We start from the raw sequence: 17,741 nt of genomic DNA, 5'->3' as shown, positions 1-17,741 counted from the left end.
GTGTTTTTTTTAAGCTACTATTTAAGATGTTCCGGCAACAGTTCCTTTGGAAAGGATTGATAGCTGATAGGTCGAACCCACCTTTTAATGGCATGGGTACCAACAGCCGTAAACCTGGAATCTGTTGAAGCCGGGTACGGCCCTCCATGCTGCATGGCCGGGCAAACCTCCACTCCGGTGGGAACACCATTATAAATTATTCTACCAACCCTATTTTGAAGGGCATCGACCAATGCTACCAAATCCAGGTCATCATCTTTCTCCGCAATCAAGGTCCCTGTCAATTGGCCTTCCAACCCATCGATGATTTCAATCAATTCGTTCTCATTTTTACACTTCACCACCAAGGAAAAAGGCCCAAACACTTCTTGGTGCATCTTGGGGTTTTTCAAAAACTCCGCACCCGACACACTGGCAATGATGGAAGCCGCAAAATTGGGGTCCAGATTCCCCTCATACTTGCCCACCACTGAAATACCCGGTTGGGAGGTTACCTGTTCCCCCTTGCTTTCATACCCTTTTTTAATGTTGGGATGCAGCATGCACTGAGGTTCAATGGCAATGGTTTTCTTGGCCAATTCGGTAATAAAATCTTCGGTATCCGTACTTACCACGGTGAGCAGCAGTCCTGGATTGGTACAAAATTGTCCTGTTCCCAAAGTGATGGATCCCGCATAGGTCTTGGCCAATTCGGAAGAGCGCTTTGCAATGGCTTTGGGAGTTATGATTACTGGGTTGATGCTCCCCATTTCCGCAAAAACCGGAATGGGTTCGTCCCTTTTTGCTGCAAGGTCGTACAAGGCCCTACCACCGGAAATACTTCCTGTAAAGCCCACCGCCTTCACCTTCGGATGGCTCACCAAGTCCACTCCTGCTTGGATACCGCCGTTAATACTGGAGAAAACCCCGGGCGGCATTCCTGTTTTTTCCGCGGCTTTTACAATAGCTGATGCCACCAACTCCGAAGTGCCCGCATGCATAGGGTGCGATTTAACAATTACCGGACAACCTGCTGCCAGCGCACTTGCGGTATCACCTCCTGCAGTGGAATACGCCAAAGGAAAATTACTCGCCCCGAAAACAGCAACGGGACCCAATGGAATCATGGTCTTTCTCAAATCCGCTTTGGGCAAGGGTTTTCTATCCGGTTCGGCAGCATCAAATGTATTTTCGCGCCAATCCTCGTTCTCCACCAGTTTGGCAAACGAGCGCAATTGGAAAACCGTTCTGCCACGTTCCCCAACGGCCCTGCCTTCAGGCAGTCCCGATTCGAGCATGTACATATCCACCAACTCCTTGTCCAACGCCAATATTTCATCGGCAATGGCATTCAAAAAATCGGCGCGATTTTCCCCAGATTGTTTTCGGAACACTTTAAAGGCATCCCAGGCTTTATCGGCCGCTTCGATCACCTCATTTTGGGTTGCCTCCAAAAACACGGTGGGATTATGCACATTATTTTTTGGATCTATCGTCCTGAATTCGGTTTTGCCTTCCGCTTTAAATTTTCCTGCTATACAATTTTTACCGGTGATCATGCCATACTTTTTAGATTCCTATATGCTGGAAGCACTGGTCTGTGCTTCATTGCCGTATCGATAACGGCAAGCACCCGCTCCCTTTCTGCCCCTTGTAAGGGCAGTCTTGGCGCACGTACATATTCGGTGCCAATGCCTGTGGCCACTTCGGCCAATTTAATGTTCTGAACCAATTGTGGGCTTATGTCCAACTCCAATAGGGGCATGAACCATCTATAAATTTTTAGTGCTTCCTCAATTCTTCCGGCCTTTACCAGTTCATAAATGGCTACAGTTTCGGCAGGATAGGCACAAACCAAACCGGCTACCCATCCCACGGCACCGATCACCAAACTCTCCAAGCCCAACGTATCCACTCCAGTAAATACTTTCACTCTATCACCAAATCGATTTTGTATCCGAATAACATTTGTGATGTCCCTAGTTGATTCCTTGATGGCCTGAATATTCTCACACTGGATCAATTCTTCAAGCATATCAAGGGTAACCTCAATTTTATAATCGACCGGATTGTTATACAGCATGATCGGCAATGAAGTACTGCTTGCCACGGCCTTAAAATAAGCTACCGTTTCATAATCCGTTGCCTTATAGCGCATCGGCGGTAACAGCATGAGACCGTTTGCACCCACCTTTTCGGCCAATTGGGCAGCCGCAATGGCACCCTTGGTACTCTGTTCGGCCACATTCATGATCACTGGGATCTTTCCATCGGCTAATTCCACCGATTTTTTAATCAGTGTCACTTTCTCCTCTTGTTCCAAGGTACTGGCTTCCCCCAAGGTTCCCCCTAAAATGATGCCGTGTACACCGGCCGCTATCTGTGCCTTGATGTTCTTTTCGAACATGGCGAGGTCCAACTGGTCGTCACTGGTAAATTTAGTGGTAACCGCTGGCATCACGCCTTCCCATAGTACTTTCATGATCTAATTGTTTGAAGCTAAAATTACAAAGACAACATCGCATCAACTATCCGATTATTAGCTATTTTTGATACTATATTAACCAGTAATCTGTCTTTTTTTAATTTAACTGATGATTTTTCGCTAATTGATGAAAGTACTGCCCTTTAAAATTCCAAAACCAAAAAATGAAGCCTTGGTCTATCAAGTGGATCGGGAACAGGTTTTTTATGATCAATTGCACCAACATGGAGAAATCCAAATCAGTTTTGTGGAAAAAGGAAAGGGCACTTTGATCGTGGGCGATAGCATCAATGCCTACCGCGAAGGGGACATCTTGGTCATCGGAAGTTATATTCCCCATGTGTTTCGAAGCGATACCCGAATCCAGGAGGAATCGTTGATGCATACCCTATTCTTCAACCACGATTCGTTTGGCAAAGATTTCTTCGAACTGTCGGATATGTCCGGTACAGCCTCCTTTTTCAAGAAATCGGAATTTGGGATGAAAGTGCAATCCAACAAGAGGAAAATCACCTCTTGGTTCCATCTGTTGGCCCATCAGAACAAAGTGGAACAGATAGCCACCTTATTGCTCATTATCAATCAAATCGCAAAATCCAAAACGGTGCCGTTATCCTCCTTCGTGTACCGAAAATCGCTGAGTGATGATGAAGGGAAGCGCATGAGCCATGTTTTTGAATATGCCATGGAACGTTTTAATGAACCCATCACTTTACATGAAATTGCTGCCAAGGCGAACATGAGCAAAAATGCTTTTTGTCGCTATTTCAAGAAAAGAACGAACAAAACCTTCTTTCAATTTTTGATCGAGATCCGAATTGAAAGTGCCTGTAAAATGTTGGCGGCACAACCAGAGTATCCCATAAACACCATTTCGGAACATTGTGGGTTCAGCAATATTGCCCATTTTAACCGGAAGTTCAAATCCTTGAAAGGTTTCACCCCTTCCCAATACCGCTCCCAATTCAGGACTTGATCTCGTATTTGGAGACTGCATGGTTTATGCCTAATTTCAAACTTAAATTCCAATAGCTTCTTTTGTACACCATCATCGACATAGAGACCACGGGCAACGGCATTAAAGGCAACCGGATTACGGAAATTGCGATTTTCAAGTACGACGGTTCCCAAATCGTGGACGAATACACCACCTTGGTCAATCCCGAATGCCCCATTCCCTATTTCATTACCGGGCTCACAGGTATCGATGACCAGATGGTACAACATGCCCCCACATTTTCTGAAATCGCCCAAGACATTTTAAACATTACCGAAGGTTGCGTTTTCGTGGCCCATTCCGTCAACTTTGATTATGGGGTGATCAAGGAGGAGTTTCGGCAAATCGGTATCGATTTTACCCGGAAAAAGCTGTGTACGGTGCGACTTTCCAGAAAACTGATTCCGGGACTGGCCTCCTACAGTTTGGGAAAATTGTGCACGGCAGTTCGTATTCCGCTCACTGACAGGCACCGAGCCCGTGGCGATGCACATGCCACAGCCTTATTGTTCGAAAAATTGTTGGGCGAACCAGAAGCGGAGGCAGTATTTAAAAAATTCCTGAATGCTCGAAGCCAAGAGGCCACTCTGCCCCCACACTTGCCCAAATCTGTTTTTGATAAGATTCCACCTAAACCGGGCATCTACTATTTCAAGAACCAGAAAGGGGAGATTATTTACGTGGGCAAGGCCATCAATCTTAAAAAAAGGGTGCTGGGGCATTTTTACGACAAAAGCGCCAAGGAAATACAGCTCTGTAGTGAAACCGCCGATATCGACTTTAAACTCTCTGGCAGTGAACTTGTGGCCCTATTGATGGAATCCGCGGAAATCAAAAGATTGTTCCCACCCTACAACCGGGCCCAAAAGCGAACTGTACGGCAATATGCCATTTTTAATTACGAGGATCGGAACGGCATTCAACATTTGGCCTACAACACCATAAAAGGTGTGCCGAATCCATTAAAGGTTTTTTATAACCAAACCGATTGCCGATCTTACTTGGAAACGTTGTGCAAAGAATTTTCCCTATGTCCGCGTTTTTGCCATTTGCAACAAACCAATGCGGCATGCTCCCATCATGAAATTACTACTTGCGAGGGCATTTGCAGGGGCGATGAACCTGTTGCCGCTTACAACAAAAAAGTGGAAGAAGCCATAGCCCATTTGAAAGAAGGTGCTTCAGAAATAAAAATCATTAAGGAAAAAGGAAGGACAGCAGATGAAAATGCGGTCGTACTAATTGCCGAAGGGATGTACAGGGGCTATGGTTTTATCGACAAGGACACCAGTATTGGAACCTTGGATGATATAGAAGCCTTCATAACGCCCCAAAAAAACACCGTGGAAACGGAAAGCATACTCACTGCTTACCTGCTCAAGAATTCGGAGAAGATTTACACTTCGCCTGTCACCTAACAGCTTCCAACAAATAAGCCCCCTTTAAAAGGGGGCCTGGAATTATGAGCAACTAACTACAGAATTAAAATTTTCCAGTATTAAAATTGGGCAGTCTCCGTACTACCCTTCATGGCCATGGTACTTGCCTTTCCAGCGGTCACGATATTCTGGACCATATCAAAATAGGAAGTACCCACAAAGCCTTGGTGTTTTACGGCTTTGAAACCATCATTTTGCAAGGCAAACTCGCGCTCCTGCAATTCGGAATACCCTGCCATTCCCCTTTCCTTGTACGATTTGGAAAGCTCGAACATACTGGTGTTCAAGGCATGGAACCCGGCCAAGGTGATGAACTGGAATTTATAGCCCAAGGCAGCCAATTCTTCCCTGAAGGTTTCCATTTCCTTCACACTCAATTTGGCGGCCCAATTGAACGATGGCGAGCAGTTGTAGGCCAAAAGTTTTCCGGGGTATTTACTGTGGATTCCCTCAGCGAATTTTCTGGCTTGCTCCAGATCTGGGGTAGAGGTTTCCAACCAAATCAGATCGGCAAAAGGCGCATAGCTCAAACCGCGATCTATGCCCTGTTCCAAACCATTTTTCACATAAAAGAACCCTTCCGATGAACGTTCTCCGGTCAAAAACTGATGATCTCTTGGGTCGATGTCACTGGTCAGCAGATTGGCAGCGTCGGCATCGGTTCTGGCAATGATCACGGTGGGCACGCCCATAACATCTGCAGCCAATCGGGCAGCTATCAATTTATTGATGGCCTCTTGCGTAGGCACCAAAACCTTACCGCCCAAATGTCCGCATTTTTTAGCGGAGCTTAACTGGTCTTCAAAATGGACACCGGATGCGCCATTTTCAATCATGGATTTCATGAGTTCATAGGCATTGAGGTTTCCGCCAAAACCGGCTTCTGCATCGGCCACAATGGGCACTAGATAATCCTTTTTGTCCCGAACCCCGTTAACGGACTGAATCTGATCGGCGCGAAGCAGGGCATTGTTGATGCGTTTCACCACAATGGGCACACTATTGGCTGGATACAACGATTGATCGGGATACATTTCGCCCGCCAAATTGGCATCGGCGGCTACCTGCCAGCCACTCAAGTATATCGCATCCAGTCCGGCCTCCACTTCCTGAATGGCCTGGTTACCGGTCAAGGCGCCCAACCCCGCTACAAAATCCTGGTTGTTCAGTTTTTTCCATAGCTTTTCTGCCCCCAAACGGGCAATGGAGTGGTCAATTTCATAGGAACCACGAAGTTTGATCACTTCCTCGGCCGTATAGGGACGTTCTACCCCCTTCCATCTCGGATTTATGGTCCAATCGGTTACCAATGCTTGAATTTTCTCTTTTTTTTCCATAATTTTAGAATTCGAAATTTGACTTGAATCCCATGTAATGTTCGCGCATTCTTGGGATTTTTTTATGTATTGATTGACTTGTTTAGATTTCTTTATAGGCCTTGAGGGTAAGGAACTCCTCAAACTCATTGGCCTGCACAAGTTTATCGAAGAGCGCTATGGCTTCTTCAAATTTGGTATTGTGCATGTTGCCCTCACCGACCACATGTCTGATCTTGATGACCTCCTCCGCCAAGATGGATTTATATAGTTCTTGAGTGAGTTTTCGGCCATCATCCAATCGGGCATTGAACTTTAGCCATTGCCATACCTGTGTTCTGGATATCTCAGCGGTTGCCGCATCCTCCATAAGGTTATTGATGGCGACACAACCATTGCCTCGTAGCCATGATTCGAGATAAAAAATACCCACGGAAATATTTTTCCGTATACCCTTTTCGGTAATGGTCCCTTTGGGAATGGCCAGCAAATCGGTAGCCGAAATATGATCTTCTTTCCTTAATTTGCCCAACTGATTGGCATCTGGCATATGGGCATTAAATACTTCCATGGCTATGCTCACCAATCCTGGATGGGCCACCCACGTACCATCGTGGCCATTTTTAACTTCGCGTTCTTTGTCTGCCCGAACCTTTTCCAATGCCTTTTCGTTGGCCACAGGGTCATTGTTGATGGGAATCTGTGCTGCCATGCCCCCCATGGCATGGATGCCTCTTTTGTGGCAACGTTGGATCACCAATCGGGAGTAGGCATCCATAAACGGCACCGTCATGGTCACTTGATCGCGATCGGGCATCAGATAGTCTGGATGGTTCCTGAATTTTTTGATATAGGAAAAAATGTAGTCCCATCGCCCACAGTTCAAACCAACGATATGGTTCTTCAACTCATAGATGATTTCATCCAACTGAAAACTGGCCGTAATGGTTTCGATCAATACGGTAGCCTTGTAGGTACCCACCGGTATGCCAATATATTCCTCGGCAAAGGTGAACACATCGTTCCACCATCTTGCTTCCAAATAATGCTCCAATTTGGGCAGATAGAAATAAGGGGCTGACCCTCTTCTTCGCAACGTGCCGGAATTATGGTAGACGTACAGGCCAAAATCGACCAAACTACCGGAGGTTTCCTCTCCATTGATCAAAATATGACGTTCGTTCAAATGCAATCCTCGTGGACGTACCAACAAAACGGCAACTTCATCGTTCAATGCATATTGTTTTCCTTTTTTCGAATCATAATAGGTAATAGTTCGATTGTTCGCATCGATAAGGTTCTGTTGACCCTGCATGCAATTGTACCATGTGGGTGCATTGCTGTCCTCAAAATCGGCCATAAAGGTCTTGGCCCCTGAGTTGAGTGCATTGATGACCATTTTACGTTCAACTGGTCCAGTTATTTCCACCCTTCTGTCCTGCAGGTTCTCAGGAATGTTTTTAATGCGCCAATTGGCTGTACGAGTCTGTTCCGTCTCTGCCGGAAAATCAGGAAACTCCCCGAGATCAAAACGTACCTGTCTTCTGGCCCGTTCGTCCAACAATTGTAATCTTGACCTATTGAACTTTTGATGTAGTGCGATCAAAAATTCCAATGCGCCATCCGTCAACAATTCCGGATAGTAGTTCTCCACTTCTTTTGCAAACTGCAACTTGGTACTTGTGATTAATGCTTCATCCATAACATTTCATATTTACTTCAACAAGATTAACGCAAACGTTTGAGAAAAACAAGCGAACGTTCGCTTTTTTATATTTATCCGCTATTTTTAAAAGATTCGCAAAAAAGGCTATCTTTGATCAAGAAAAATGGAAGAAGAATACATAAAATTGATATTTGGGCTTAAGCTGAAGCAGGTTCGCACCAAGCGAAACCTTTCTTTATTCGGCCTAGCGAAGCTTACCGGCCTTTCAAAATCATACTTGAACGAGATCGAGAAGGGAAAAAAATATCCAAAAACGGACAAAATTGCGCTGCTTGCCGAAAAACTGGAAGTACCCTACGACAATTTGGTTTCCTTGAAATTGGACAAGAACCTGGCACCAGTGGGTGAACTGTTGCAATCCAAGGTGCTTAAGGAACTGCCATTGGAACTGTTCGGCATTAAGGAAAGTGATCTTATTGATATCGTAGCCAATGCGCCCACCAAGGTCAACGCATTTATCAGTACCATCATCGAAATTGCCAAACACTATAATTTTGGCAAGGAGAATTTTTACTTGGCCGCCCTTCGATCCTTTCAAGAAGCGAGCAATAATTTTTTTCCGGAATTGGAAGATGCCGTACTTCAATTTGCCAAAGCTTACCAGATAGATTTGGCCCAATCGCCAACTTCAAAAGAGTTGGAAGAAATATTGGTCGAGGAGTATGGCTATACCATCAATACCGATGAACTGACCAAATACCGGGAACTGGATAATCTCCGATCTATTTTTATCCCCAAGACCAAGACTTTGTTGGTGGCCGATCATATTGATGAGGCGCAGCGCACTTTTATCTATGCCAAAGAAATCGGTTACAATTATTTGGACATTCAGGAACGACTCTACACATTCACTTGGATCAAGTTCAATAATTTTGACCAAGTACTGAACAATTTTTATGCTTCCTATTTTGCGGGAGCCTTGGTCATCCCAAGACAAGTGATCAAAAAACACGTTGATGCTTTTTTGGCCAAACCCAAATTTGACAAGACCTTTTTAACGGGATTGAAAAACTATTACAATGCGTCACCGGAATCCCTTTATCAACGTTTGACCAACATTTTGCCCAACGATTACCAGCTCGAAAATCTGTTTTTCCTGCGGTTGGCCCATAAAAAGGACACCAACCGATTTGACATCACCAAGGAACTGCACCTAACGCACCACCATTCACCGCATGGGAACGAGACCAACGAAAAATATTGCAGACGATGGGTCTCCATTCGGGTTTTGCAGGATATTGCCAAAACCGAGGAAGAGCATCATATGGATGCCCAGATTTCCCATTATCCGAACGATGGATTATCCTATTTAATTTTTTCCAGTGCCACGGTAGACCCGTTCAAAAAAAACCTATACCGCAGTGTGAGCCTTGGCCTGCAGATCAATTCCGAATTACGGAAGAAAGTGGCATTTTTGAACGATTCCTCCATCAAGACCTATAATGTGGGTGTTACCTGCGAACGTTGTTCCATCGCCGATTGCGATGTACGGCAATCCCCCCCAACCATTTTAACCCGTCAGGAACGTAACCGCAAAACCGAAGCTGTGGTCGAAACCCTGCAACAAAAATTTGGCTAGATCATGTACCGGGGCGCAAGAAAACTTTAAAAATGGCCTCCCCTTCCAGCATTTGAAATCCATGGTGCAAATTGTGTTGTTCCACGGCATACGGATAAAAAGAAATGGGTTCGATGCAGACCATGTTCCGAACTTCCGTCCAGCACATGAAATCACCAAAACCTTCGGTGGCAATCGTAAATTCCTTTTCATCCCTAAGGGTAATTTCGGTACATTCAGGCACATGTAACGCCCTACTCCCAACTGCCAATACCTGGTCCAAGGTAATTTCCCCCTTTTTAGTGATGATGGTTGGCAACGGAGTGGTCAACTTAAAGGCCGGATGGTAACCCAACATAAACGGCATATCTTTTTCACCTGATATTTTGAAGGTAATTTCCAACGCATCTCCGTTCAGATCAAAGGATTTTTCAAATCTAAAATCGTAGGGCCATGAAAGCGTTTCCTCGGTTGATTTTGCTGGATATTTTGAATTTGGAATTGGCGTACCTGCTTTATATTCCTTGGTAAAAACTGCAAAATATTCTGATTTTGAAACCAGAACATACGACATTTGGCGTAACAGTCCATGTTGGTCCTGTACAGCCTTTCCCCTCGGTGTAGCCACCCGAAAATCGGCCTCATCCACCGGTCCGATTATTGGGAACATTTCCGTATCGGCATTTCCCCAACCTGGACTTCCTTTTTGGTGCATAAACTCATGGCCATCCACTTCGTAACCCACAAGTTCGCCTTTATCGATGCTGACGACAGTATTATTTTTTTGGAGTTGTACCATTAGTTGGTGTTTATCAATCGGTAGATCAACAATGCAGTACGTTTGGTCAATGCCTGGATTGTATTCAAATTTACCGTCTCTTGTGGCGTATGCGCCCCTGAACCCATGGTGCCCAAACCATCTAAACAATCCACATATTCCGCGACAAACGAAACATCGGCGGCACCCCTTCGACCCGGATCATAGGCCAAAACTTCCCCTTGGCCAAGATCTAGGCTTACATCGTTCAAAATTCCCAATAATTGCATGTTGCCCTCCGTGGGTTTCATGGCTGGATAACTGTCGGTAAAACTCACAGTGGCTGATGTTTGGGGTAAATTATTGGCAGCAATCTCACGCATTTTGGCCCTGGCCCTTTCCTTTTGTTCTTCGGAAATAAAACGCAGTCCACCTTTTACAATGGCTTTTTGCGCTACCACATTCGACTTTCCAAAGGCATCGCCCTTACTGGTGGCCTCATCAAAGTTGACAAAGGTACCACCCAGTAAAACACCCGGGTTGAAAGTCAACAAATCCTCCCCTTTTACATCCGTGTAAAACCCATGCAGTATTCTTGACATCTCAAAAATGGCACCGGCACCGGTATTCTCGCTAAAAATGCCTGAGGAGTGGGCTCGTTTTCCTTCCACTTCCACTTCCCAACCCGATGCACCCCTTCGGGCTACCGTGGCATAATTGAATCCCGTGGAGGTTTCAAACCCAAGGGCTATATCGCTTCGCTTGGCCGCTTCCACCAAGTCCTTTCTACTAATATCCAAAGGTTTTCCAGTACTTTCCTCATCCCCGGTAAATGCCACAATAATCTGCGCATTGTTTAAGAGTCCATTGTCATGTAAAGCTTTCAAGGCATAGAGGACGATAACATCGCCCCCTTTCATATCATTGCCCCCTGGCGCATGGGCGATACTGTCATTTACCATTTCAAAAGTCTGAAACGGACTGTCCTTTTCGAAAACGGTGTCCAAATGACCGATCAACAACAACTTTTTGCCCTTGTTTCCCGAAGTTTCGGCTAACAAATGTCCAGCACGGCCCATTTCGGCGGGCATATCCACCCAACGGGTATCGAATCCGATGTCGTCAAAAGCATCCTTGAATACCATACCCACTTCCTGTACGCCTTTTGCATTGAGGGTTCCGCTGTTGATATTCACCACTTTTTCCAAAAACCCGATGGCATCAGAATTGTTCTTTTCCACGGAAGCAACAATCTTTTTTTCAGTTCTGGAAAGTTTTTGGGCTGATAACGAAAGAGATAGAAATACTGCTACGGCAGCGAATATGTATTTTGAAGTCATGTTGGTTGATTTTACCACACAAGGTATCAATTTATGCGGATAATTCCGAGTCGTTACTCAAACTGAATGGCCTTGACCGGGGTGATTTTGGTAATGATGTAGGAAGGTACCAGCAACATGAGCAAACACAGGAACATGACCCCTAAATTGAGCAAAACAACCGTAGGTATATCGATGTGTACCGGGATGTATTCGATGTAGTATTCCTCTGGGTTCGGGAACTTGAACATGCGGTATTTATCCTGAAGAAAAATGACCCCCAACCCAATCAGGTTACCCCAGAATAGTCCAATGGCGATCAGATAAGCGGCATTGTACAAAAACACCTTGCGGATACTCCAATTGGCCGAGCCCAATGCCTTTAAAATTCCGATCATTTGGGTTCGTTCCAAGATCAAAACCAACAGGGCCGTGATCATGTTGATACCGCCCACTATGATCATGATACCAATGATCAATGCAATATTAAAATCAAAAAGTCCGAGCCATTCAAAAATGCGATAATACTTGGTCTTAATGTTTTGGGTATCCAAACTGGACACCGTTTTGCCATAAATTTCGTTGCTTTTGGCTTCGAGCTGGTCAAAATCGTCCAAAAACACCTCAAAATTGCCGATTTCATCATCCTCCCATTTGTTCATACGTTGAATGTGACGAATATCGACAAAGACGTAAGTGGCATCAAACTCCTCAAATCCACTATCGTATATGCCCACAATGTTGAACCTACGATTGTTGGGCACTTTGGAGGCATCCCCATCTTTCAGAAAAAAGGAAAAAAAGGTATCCCCTACACCCAATTGCAATCGATTTGCCATCATTCTCGATATCAACACCTCATCGTTGAGTTTGCCTGAATAATCCGGTAAACGTCCATCCACAATATACTCCTGGAAAACGTTCCAATCGTAATCGGTTCCCACGCCCTTGGCCAACATGCCCTCAAAGGTATCCTCGGTGCGAATGATTCCACCTTTGGTGGCCACAGCCTGAACATGCCTAACCCCTTCCACGTTTTTGAACTCCGGATAAAAATCTTGGTGAATGGAAATGGGAAAAAGGGAAACCTCAGAAGTATTGTTGTCGTAGTTGGAAATTTGGATATGCCCGTTGAACGCAGCAATCTTCTCCCGAATCTTTTGCTTGAGACCTACACCCGTTGCAATCGCAATGAGCATCATGATCACACCAATGGCGATTGCCGCAATGGCAATTTTTATTATAGGGGCGGAAATACTAATTTTATGTTCCTTCCCTGTGATCAGGCGTTTGGCAATAAACAATTCTAAATTCAACGAATGGCCATTTTTTCTAGATTCAAAAGTACAGTTTTCTTCTTGTTTTTGGTGTTTTCCTCTTGTAAAGGGCAGCACAAGCAACAGGAAATGACCAATGACGAGGCCATGGCACTCGCCCAACCTGCTATTGTTGTGGCCGCCAATCGTACGGAAGCCTACTTGCCTTTGCTCGAAGGTAAAAAAGTGGGGGTCGTGGCCAATGCCACCAGTGTAGTGTTTCATGAAAAGGGTCATACCCATTTGGTGGATTCCTTGATTTCCCGTGGTATTGCCGTTCAAAAAGTTTTTGCGCCGGAACATGGCTTTCGCGGTACCGCCGATGCAGGGGAACATGTGAAGGATGGTATGGATGCCAAGACTGGGGTACCCATCATTTCTTTATATGGTGATAACCGAAAACCGTCCCAAGACCAATTGGAAAACTTGGATGTAATCGTTTTTGACATCCAGGATGTAGGCGTGCGCTTTTATACCTACATCGCCACTTTGCAATTGGTAATGGAAGCCTGCGCCGAACACCACACACCCATCATTGTCTTGGACAGACCCAATCCCAATGGCCATTATATCGACGGCCCCACCATGCTTCCTGAACACACCAGTTATTTGGGCATGAACACCATTCCTTTGGTGTATGGGATGACCATGGGGGAATATGCCAAAATGCTCAATGGCGAAGGATGGCTTGAAAATGGCGGCAAAGCTTATTTGACAGTAATCCAACTGGAAAACTACACCCATCAATCGGAATACCATTTGCCCATTCGGCCCTCGCCCAACCTGCCCAATGATGTGTCGATCAACCTGTATCCTAGTTTGGGACTTTTTGAAGGCACCAACGTAAATGCCGGTCGGGGTACGGAATTCCAATTTCAACGGTATGGTGCTTCTTTCTTGGACAGCACCAAGAATGATTTCCGTTATGTGCCCGAACCCAATTTTGGGTCCAAATATCCCAAGGAAGAAGGCAAAACTTGTTATGGAAAAGATTTGTCCAACACTCCTAGAATGAATGAAATGACCCTACGATGGGTGATGGAAGCCTACGCCAACTGTTTGGACAAATCCAAATTCTTCCTCACTAGCGGTTTTACCAAACATGCGGGGACGCCCTTGCTGCAGCAACAAATTGAGGAAGGATTGACCGAAGCCGAAATAAAGGCCACCTGGCAAAACGAATTGGAGGCCTTCAAGCAAATCCGAAAGAACTATTTGCTCTACGATTGAGTTTCGGTAGTCGGCCTACGGTATTTGTGAAAAGGTTGCTTTAGCAAACCAGTGATGCTGCTGTTTTCCTTTTCATCCGGAAAGGTATCCACCCCATAAACAATATCCTTTACATCCATGGTCATGTAGGTACCGAACAATCGGTCCCAAATGGAAAAGATATTGCCATAGTTGGAATCGGTATAGGGCAATTGGTAGTGATGGTGCACTTTATGCATATCGGGGCTTACAATGAACCAACTAATGGCATTGTCCACTTTTTTCGGCAATCGGATGTTGGCATGGTTGAACTGGGAAAACACCACGGACAAGCTCTGATACAACATAATAATGCCGATTGGAGCGCCTACCAACAAAACGCCCGTCAACGTAAAAACGTAGCGTATCACACTTTCAAGTGGATGGTGTCGGTTGGCAGTCGTTGTATCCACATTATGATCGGAATGGTGCACCAAATGCACCATCCAAAGCGGTTTCACCTTGTGCTCCACCCAATGGGCGGCATACGCCCCAATAAGATCTAATAACATTACCCCAAGCAACACATACAGCCACAAGGGCATTTCGGGCAACCAATTAATGATACCAAACTGGTTTTCCACGGCCCAATCGGAAGTCTTGAGCAATAAAAACGCCAAGGGAAAATTCACAATGATCGTTGTAAGGGTAAAAAAGAAATTGGGAACGGAGTGTCGCCATTTTTTATAGGGCACGTTGAATAAGGGCACAATGCCCTCCAAAATCCAGAAAAAGGTAATTCCTCCCACCAAAATCAAACTTCGGTGTGCTGAGGGAATGGTCTCAAAGTAAGAAATGATCTGCTCCATATTCCCAAATATAGGAAATCGTCAAATTTTTATGCGCTTTTTCATTTCTTCAACTATGTTGAAGGCTGCGGGACAAATAGCCACATTTTTTAGGGTGAGATTGCCGATCTGTTGGAACTTTTTGCGATCGGTGTGCGGAAACTCACGGCATGCCTTGGGCCTCACCTCATAAATTGAGCAATAATTGTCGGCTCCCAAAAAGGTACAGGGTACGGATTGTAGCACATAATCGTTTTCTTCATCGATACGTAGGAACTGATCGATAAATTGGGAAGGCTTCATCCGGAAGTATTTTGCAATGCGCTCAATATCGGTATTGGTGAACAATGGCCCAGTGGTCTTGCAGCAATTGGCACAGGTAAGGCAGTCGATCCGTTCAAACTCGGCCTCGTGCAACTCCAGCATCACATAGTCCAAATCCTTTGGCGGTTTCTTCTTCAACTTGGTGAAGAATTTTTTATTCTCCGCCTGCTTTTCCCTCGCCCTTTGGGGCAATTCCTCCAGAAATTCTTCCATACAACACAAACTTATCCAATTTAAATCGTTCTCTGCGATTAAAGTCCCACCTTTGCAAAAAAGCAGCACCATGGCAGATGTTTTGGGCATGGCCTTTAGGGACTACCAACAGGGCAATTATACGGAAGACATTAAGACCTTTTCATCCTTGGACGAAGAAGACGTGATTCCAGTGCCCTACCTATTCCGTTCGTACAAAGAAATGCCCAAAATTGAACAAAAGGCCCTGCGATTGGCCAAAGGCAAAGTGTTGGACGTGGGCTGTGGTGCAGGAAGCCATGCCCTATACCTGCAGGAAAAGGGTTTGGAGGTAACCGCATTGGACAGCTCCTCAGGCTGTATTTCTGTCTGTAAAGAGCGTGGTGTAAAAAACGTGGTGCAACAAAACATTTTGGCCTATTCCGACCAAACATTTGATACAATTTTATTGCTGATGAATGGCATCGGACTTGCAGGCACGTTGAAAAATGTTGCCCCATTTTTAAAGCATTTAGGCACGCTGTTGGCACCGGATGGTCAAATCTTGTTGGATTCGAGTGACATTATTTATATGTTCGAGGAAGATGAGGATGGTGGTTATTGGATTCCCAACGATGGAAAATACTATGGCGAAGTGACTTTCACCATGCAATACAAAGGGCAAAAAAGTGATGCTTTTGATTGGATTTATTTGGATTTCAATACCTTGCAGAATGCATGTTGGGACAATGGCCTGAACTGTGAACTGATCATGGAAGGGGAACATTTCGACTATTTGGCCCGATTGACGAGCCAAACGTAATAGATTCCAATATGGAACGTTCTATTTTATATTTGCTATAGATGAAAAAGAAAATTGCACTTTACGTTTTAACGGGCCTACTCCTCTTTGCGGCATGTTCCAAGGACTCCGATATTACCTCCGAAAACCCAACGGTCAACAAAACAGCAAACTTGCTGACCACAGGACTATCGGCCAGTGATTTTTTGAGCAATGCCGAATTCGATAAATTATTGATCGAGATTGCCTTTGTTTCGGGTTTTCGACCCACGGCAGAAGCCATTACCAATTATGAAAATTTCTTGCGGGAACGGACTTTTAAGCAAGACATCGAAATCAGGTACACCACCCTACCTTCACCCCAAGAAGCAACTTTGACCTTGGATGAGGTGGTGCAATTGGAAAGCGAAAACCGAAATGTCTACAACGATGGCTCCACTTTGGCCTTGTATATTTACTTTGCGGATGCCCCTGCCGATACCGATAACGAAACAGAAGGTACGGTGACCCTGGGTGCAGTATACCGCAATACCTCAATGGTGGTATATGAGCAAACCATACGCGATTTGGCCAATAGCAGCAGTGCGGTACAGGTTGAAGATGTGGAAACGGCGACTCTTCTGCACGAAACCGGCCATTTGTTCGGTCTGGTGGCGCTGAGCACCACCCCTGTAAACGACCACGAAGATCCCGATGCAGAAAACCATTGCAATGTTGCAGGCTGCTTAATGCGTGCCGAACTCCAGTTTGGGACGTCCCTATTGAAAATGATGCAAAGCAATGTTTCCAAAGGAACGGCTGCCGTGCCCGATTTTGATGCGGAATGTTTGTTGGACCTTCAAAAGTATGGGGGGCGTTAATTTACGCTTAGGGAATATTCAAATACTTATGGGTTTGTAGCGATACCTTCCATTTGGGGTGCTGCATCACGTAGTCCACGATCAAGGGAACCATTTTATCGCGAACGCTCCATTCCGGTTGTAGGTACAAGATGCAATTGTCTCCTACTTGGGCTGCCTGCTCCTCGGCAAAAACAAAGTCGTGTTTGTTGTACACGATCACTTTCAGCTCATCCGCTTTTTTATAGATATCACCTACGGGCAATTTGTTCTTTTTAGGAGAAAGGCAGATCCAATCCCAGTTGCCCGTCAAAGGATAGGCCCCTGAGGTCTCAATGTGGGTTTTCATCCCTTCTGCCTTCAATCCTTCGGTCAATGGCCCCATATCCCACGTCAACGGTTCCCCACCGGTGATCACAATGGTATCGGAATATTTTTTGGCATTGGCAATAATACTTTCAATGGCCGTTGGCGGATGCGTCTCGGCATTCCAGCTTTCCTTGACATCGCACCAATGGCAACCCACATCGCACCCCCCTACCCGAATAAAGTAAGCAGCGGTTCCCTTGTGGTAGCCTTCTCCCTGAATGGTATAAAATTCTTCCATCAAAGGCAACATCAGGCCCTTCTCCACCAAATCCATTGTATTAGCTTCAACCATGGTGCAAAGATACATT

At 45.3% G+C, this 17,741-nt stretch carries 16 protein-coding genes; 6 read left to right on the top strand and 10 right to left on the bottom strand.

Going from position 1 to position 17,741, the window contains the following annotated elements; genetic code table 11:
- Window positions 1–17 precede the first annotated feature (17 nt).
- Both EO131_RS15135 and EO131_RS15130 read right to left on the bottom strand, forming a co-directional pair.
- The gene (locus EO131_RS15135; RefSeq protein ID WP_127024106.1) at window positions 18–1,538 is read right to left on the bottom strand and encodes an aldehyde dehydrogenase (NADP(+)); all 1,521 of its coding nucleotides are present in this window, start codon (window positions 1,536–1,538) and stop codon (window positions 18–20) included.
- Window positions 1,535–2,461 carry a dihydrodipicolinate synthase family protein gene (locus tag EO131_RS15130; RefSeq protein WP_127024103.1) on the bottom strand — a complete coding sequence of 309 codons (927 nt, stop codon included), beginning with the start codon at window positions 2,459–2,461 and terminating at the stop codon, window positions 1,535–1,537. The genes EO131_RS15135 and EO131_RS15130 overlap by 4 nt, the downstream gene beginning before the upstream one ends.
- Window positions 2,462–2,591: 130 nt before the next feature.
- On the opposite strand from EO131_RS15130, the gene EO131_RS15125 reads away from it, so the two are divergent.
- Both EO131_RS15125 and EO131_RS15120 read left to right on the top strand, forming a co-directional pair.
- Window positions 2,592–3,440: an AraC family transcriptional regulator gene (locus EO131_RS15125; protein WP_127024100.1), complete on the top strand. Its 849-nt coding sequence runs from the start codon at window positions 2,592–2,594 to the stop codon at window positions 3,438–3,440.
- Between the two features lie 62 nt (window positions 3,441–3,502).
- Window positions 3,503–4,879, top strand: coding sequence for an exonuclease domain-containing protein (locus EO131_RS15120; protein WP_127024097.1), 1,377 nt, complete (start codon window positions 3,503–3,505; stop codon window positions 4,877–4,879).
- Window positions 4,880–4,959: 80 nt separating this feature from the next.
- Here the strand turns inward: EO131_RS15120 and aceA are convergent, their stop codons facing one another.
- Both aceA and aceB read right to left on the bottom strand, forming a co-directional pair.
- A complete protein-coding gene (aceA, locus tag EO131_RS15115) occupies window positions 4,960–6,237 on the bottom strand; it encodes an isocitrate lyase (protein WP_206512904.1) in 1,278 nt (425 codons plus the stop codon).
- Between the two features lie 82 nt (window positions 6,238–6,319).
- The gene (gene aceB, locus EO131_RS15110; RefSeq protein WP_127024094.1) at window positions 6,320–7,918 is read right to left on the bottom strand and encodes a malate synthase A; all 1,599 of its coding nucleotides are present in this window, start codon (window positions 7,916–7,918) and stop codon (window positions 6,320–6,322) included.
- A 127-nt stretch (window positions 7,919–8,045) separates the two neighbouring features.
- Between aceB and EO131_RS15105 the strand changes: the two genes are divergently transcribed.
- Window positions 8,046–9,521, top strand: a complete 1,476-nt coding sequence (locus EO131_RS15105; protein WP_127024091.1) for a helix-turn-helix domain-containing protein — start codon at window positions 8,046–8,048, stop codon at window positions 9,519–9,521.
- A gap of 1 nt (window position 9,522) precedes the next feature.
- On the opposite strand, the gene EO131_RS15100 is transcribed toward EO131_RS15105, so the two are convergent.
- Genes EO131_RS15100 through EO131_RS15090 form a run of 3 tightly spaced genes read right to left on the bottom strand, consistent with a single transcriptional unit; the run spans window position 9,523 to window position 12,892 of the window.
- Window positions 9,523–10,299, bottom strand: coding sequence for an aldose epimerase family protein (locus EO131_RS15100; protein ID WP_127024089.1), 777 nt, complete (start codon window positions 10,297–10,299; stop codon window positions 9,523–9,525).
- Window positions 10,299–11,597, bottom strand: coding sequence for a M20/M25/M40 family metallo-hydrolase (locus EO131_RS15095; RefSeq protein WP_127024086.1), 1,299 nt, complete (start codon window positions 11,595–11,597; stop codon window positions 10,299–10,301). Before EO131_RS15095 ends, EO131_RS15100 begins: the two co-directional genes overlap by 1 nt.
- Before the next feature lie 53 nt (window positions 11,598–11,650).
- On the bottom strand, window positions 11,651–12,892 hold the full coding sequence (locus tag EO131_RS15090) for an ABC transporter permease (RefSeq protein WP_127024083.1): 1,242 nt from the start codon (window positions 12,890–12,892) through the stop codon (window positions 11,651–11,653).
- A gap of 3 nt (window positions 12,893–12,895) precedes the next feature.
- On the opposite strand from EO131_RS15090, the gene EO131_RS15085 reads away from it, so the two are divergent.
- Window positions 12,896–14,122 carry an exo-beta-N-acetylmuramidase NamZ family protein gene (locus tag EO131_RS15085; protein ID WP_127024080.1) on the top strand — a complete coding sequence of 409 codons (1,227 nt, stop codon included), beginning with the start codon at window positions 12,896–12,898 and terminating at the stop codon, window positions 14,120–14,122.
- On the opposite strand, the gene EO131_RS15080 is transcribed toward EO131_RS15085, so the two are convergent.
- Both EO131_RS15080 and EO131_RS15075 read right to left on the bottom strand, forming a co-directional pair.
- Window positions 14,113–14,949, bottom strand: coding sequence for a sterol desaturase family protein (locus EO131_RS15080; protein WP_127024077.1), 837 nt, complete (start codon window positions 14,947–14,949; stop codon window positions 14,113–14,115). The two genes, EO131_RS15085 and EO131_RS15080, sit on opposite strands and share 10 nt — an antisense overlap.
- A gap of 21 nt (window positions 14,950–14,970) precedes the next feature.
- Window positions 14,971–15,465 (bottom strand): YkgJ family cysteine cluster protein, encoded by a 495-nt coding sequence (locus EO131_RS15075; protein ID WP_127024074.1) that lies wholly within the window; start codon window positions 15,463–15,465, stop codon window positions 14,971–14,973.
- A 70-nt stretch (window positions 15,466–15,535) separates the two neighbouring features.
- Here EO131_RS15075 and EO131_RS15070 point away from each other — a divergent pair, with 70 nt between their 5' ends.
- The gene (locus EO131_RS15070; protein ID WP_127024071.1) at window positions 15,536–16,246 is read left to right on the top strand and encodes a class I SAM-dependent methyltransferase; all 711 of its coding nucleotides are present in this window, start codon (window positions 15,536–15,538) and stop codon (window positions 16,244–16,246) included.
- Window positions 16,247–16,287: 41 nt separating this feature from the next.
- Entirely contained in the window at window positions 16,288–17,085 is a 798-nt protein-coding gene (locus EO131_RS15065; RefSeq protein WP_127024068.1) for a hypothetical protein, read from the top strand.
- Between the two features lie 7 nt (window positions 17,086–17,092).
- Here the strand turns inward: EO131_RS15065 and EO131_RS15060 are convergent, their stop codons facing one another.
- Window positions 17,093–17,725: a 7-carboxy-7-deazaguanine synthase QueE gene (locus EO131_RS15060; protein ID WP_241243871.1), complete on the bottom strand. Its 633-nt coding sequence runs from the start codon at window positions 17,723–17,725 to the stop codon at window positions 17,093–17,095.
- Between the last annotated feature and the right edge of the window lie 16 nt (window positions 17,726–17,741).

The sequence above is a fragment of the Flagellimonas beolgyonensis genome (genome assembly GCF_003992615.1).
Taxonomy (GTDB): Bacteria; Bacteroidota; Bacteroidia; order Flavobacteriales; family Flavobacteriaceae; genus Flagellimonas; species Flagellimonas beolgyonensis.
Note: the sequence above shows the minus strand (reverse complement) of the source record. Positions and strands in the feature narration are given on the sequence as shown.

Bases quoted from the DNA above. Each gene is read 5' to 3' on its own strand.
- EO131_RS15135 (WP_127024106.1), bottom strand. From the start codon at position 1,538: ATGATCACCGGTAAAAATTGTATAGCAGGAAAATTTAAAGCGGAAGGC.
- EO131_RS15130 (WP_127024103.1), bottom strand. From the start codon at position 2,461: ATGAAAGTACTATGGGAAGGCGTGATGCCAGCGGTTACCACTAAATTT.
- EO131_RS15125 (WP_127024100.1), top strand. From the start codon at position 2,592: ATGAAAGTACTGCCCTTTAAAATTCCAAAACCAAAAAATGAAGCCTTG.
- aceA (WP_206512904.1), bottom strand. From the start codon at position 6,237: ATGGAAAAAAAAGAGAAAATTCAAGCATTGGTAACCGATTGGACCATA.
- aceB (WP_127024094.1), bottom strand. From the start codon at position 7,918: ATGGATGAAGCATTAATCACAAGTACCAAGTTGCAGTTTGCAAAAGAA.
- EO131_RS15105 (WP_127024091.1), top strand. From the start codon at position 8,046: ATGGAAGAAGAATACATAAAATTGATATTTGGGCTTAAGCTGAAGCAG.
- EO131_RS15100 (WP_127024089.1), bottom strand. From the start codon at position 10,299: ATGGTACAACTCCAAAAAAATAATACTGTCGTCAGCATCGATAAAGGC.
- EO131_RS15095 (WP_127024086.1), bottom strand. From the start codon at position 11,597: ATGACTTCAAAATACATATTCGCTGCCGTAGCAGTATTTCTATCTCTT.
- EO131_RS15085 (WP_127024080.1), top strand. From the start codon at position 12,896: ATGGCCATTTTTTCTAGATTCAAAAGTACAGTTTTCTTCTTGTTTTTG.
- EO131_RS15080 (WP_127024077.1), bottom strand. From the start codon at position 14,949: ATGGAGCAGATCATTTCTTACTTTGAGACCATTCCCTCAGCACACCGA.
- EO131_RS15075 (WP_127024074.1), bottom strand. From the start codon at position 15,465: ATGGAAGAATTTCTGGAGGAATTGCCCCAAAGGGCGAGGGAAAAGCAG.
- EO131_RS15070 (WP_127024071.1), top strand. From the start codon at position 15,536: ATGGCAGATGTTTTGGGCATGGCCTTTAGGGACTACCAACAGGGCAAT.
- EO131_RS15065 (WP_127024068.1), top strand. From the start codon at position 16,288: ATGAAAAAGAAAATTGCACTTTACGTTTTAACGGGCCTACTCCTCTTT.
- EO131_RS15060 (WP_241243871.1), bottom strand. From the start codon at position 17,725: ATGGTTGAAGCTAATACAATGGATTTGGTGGAGAAGGGCCTGATGTTG.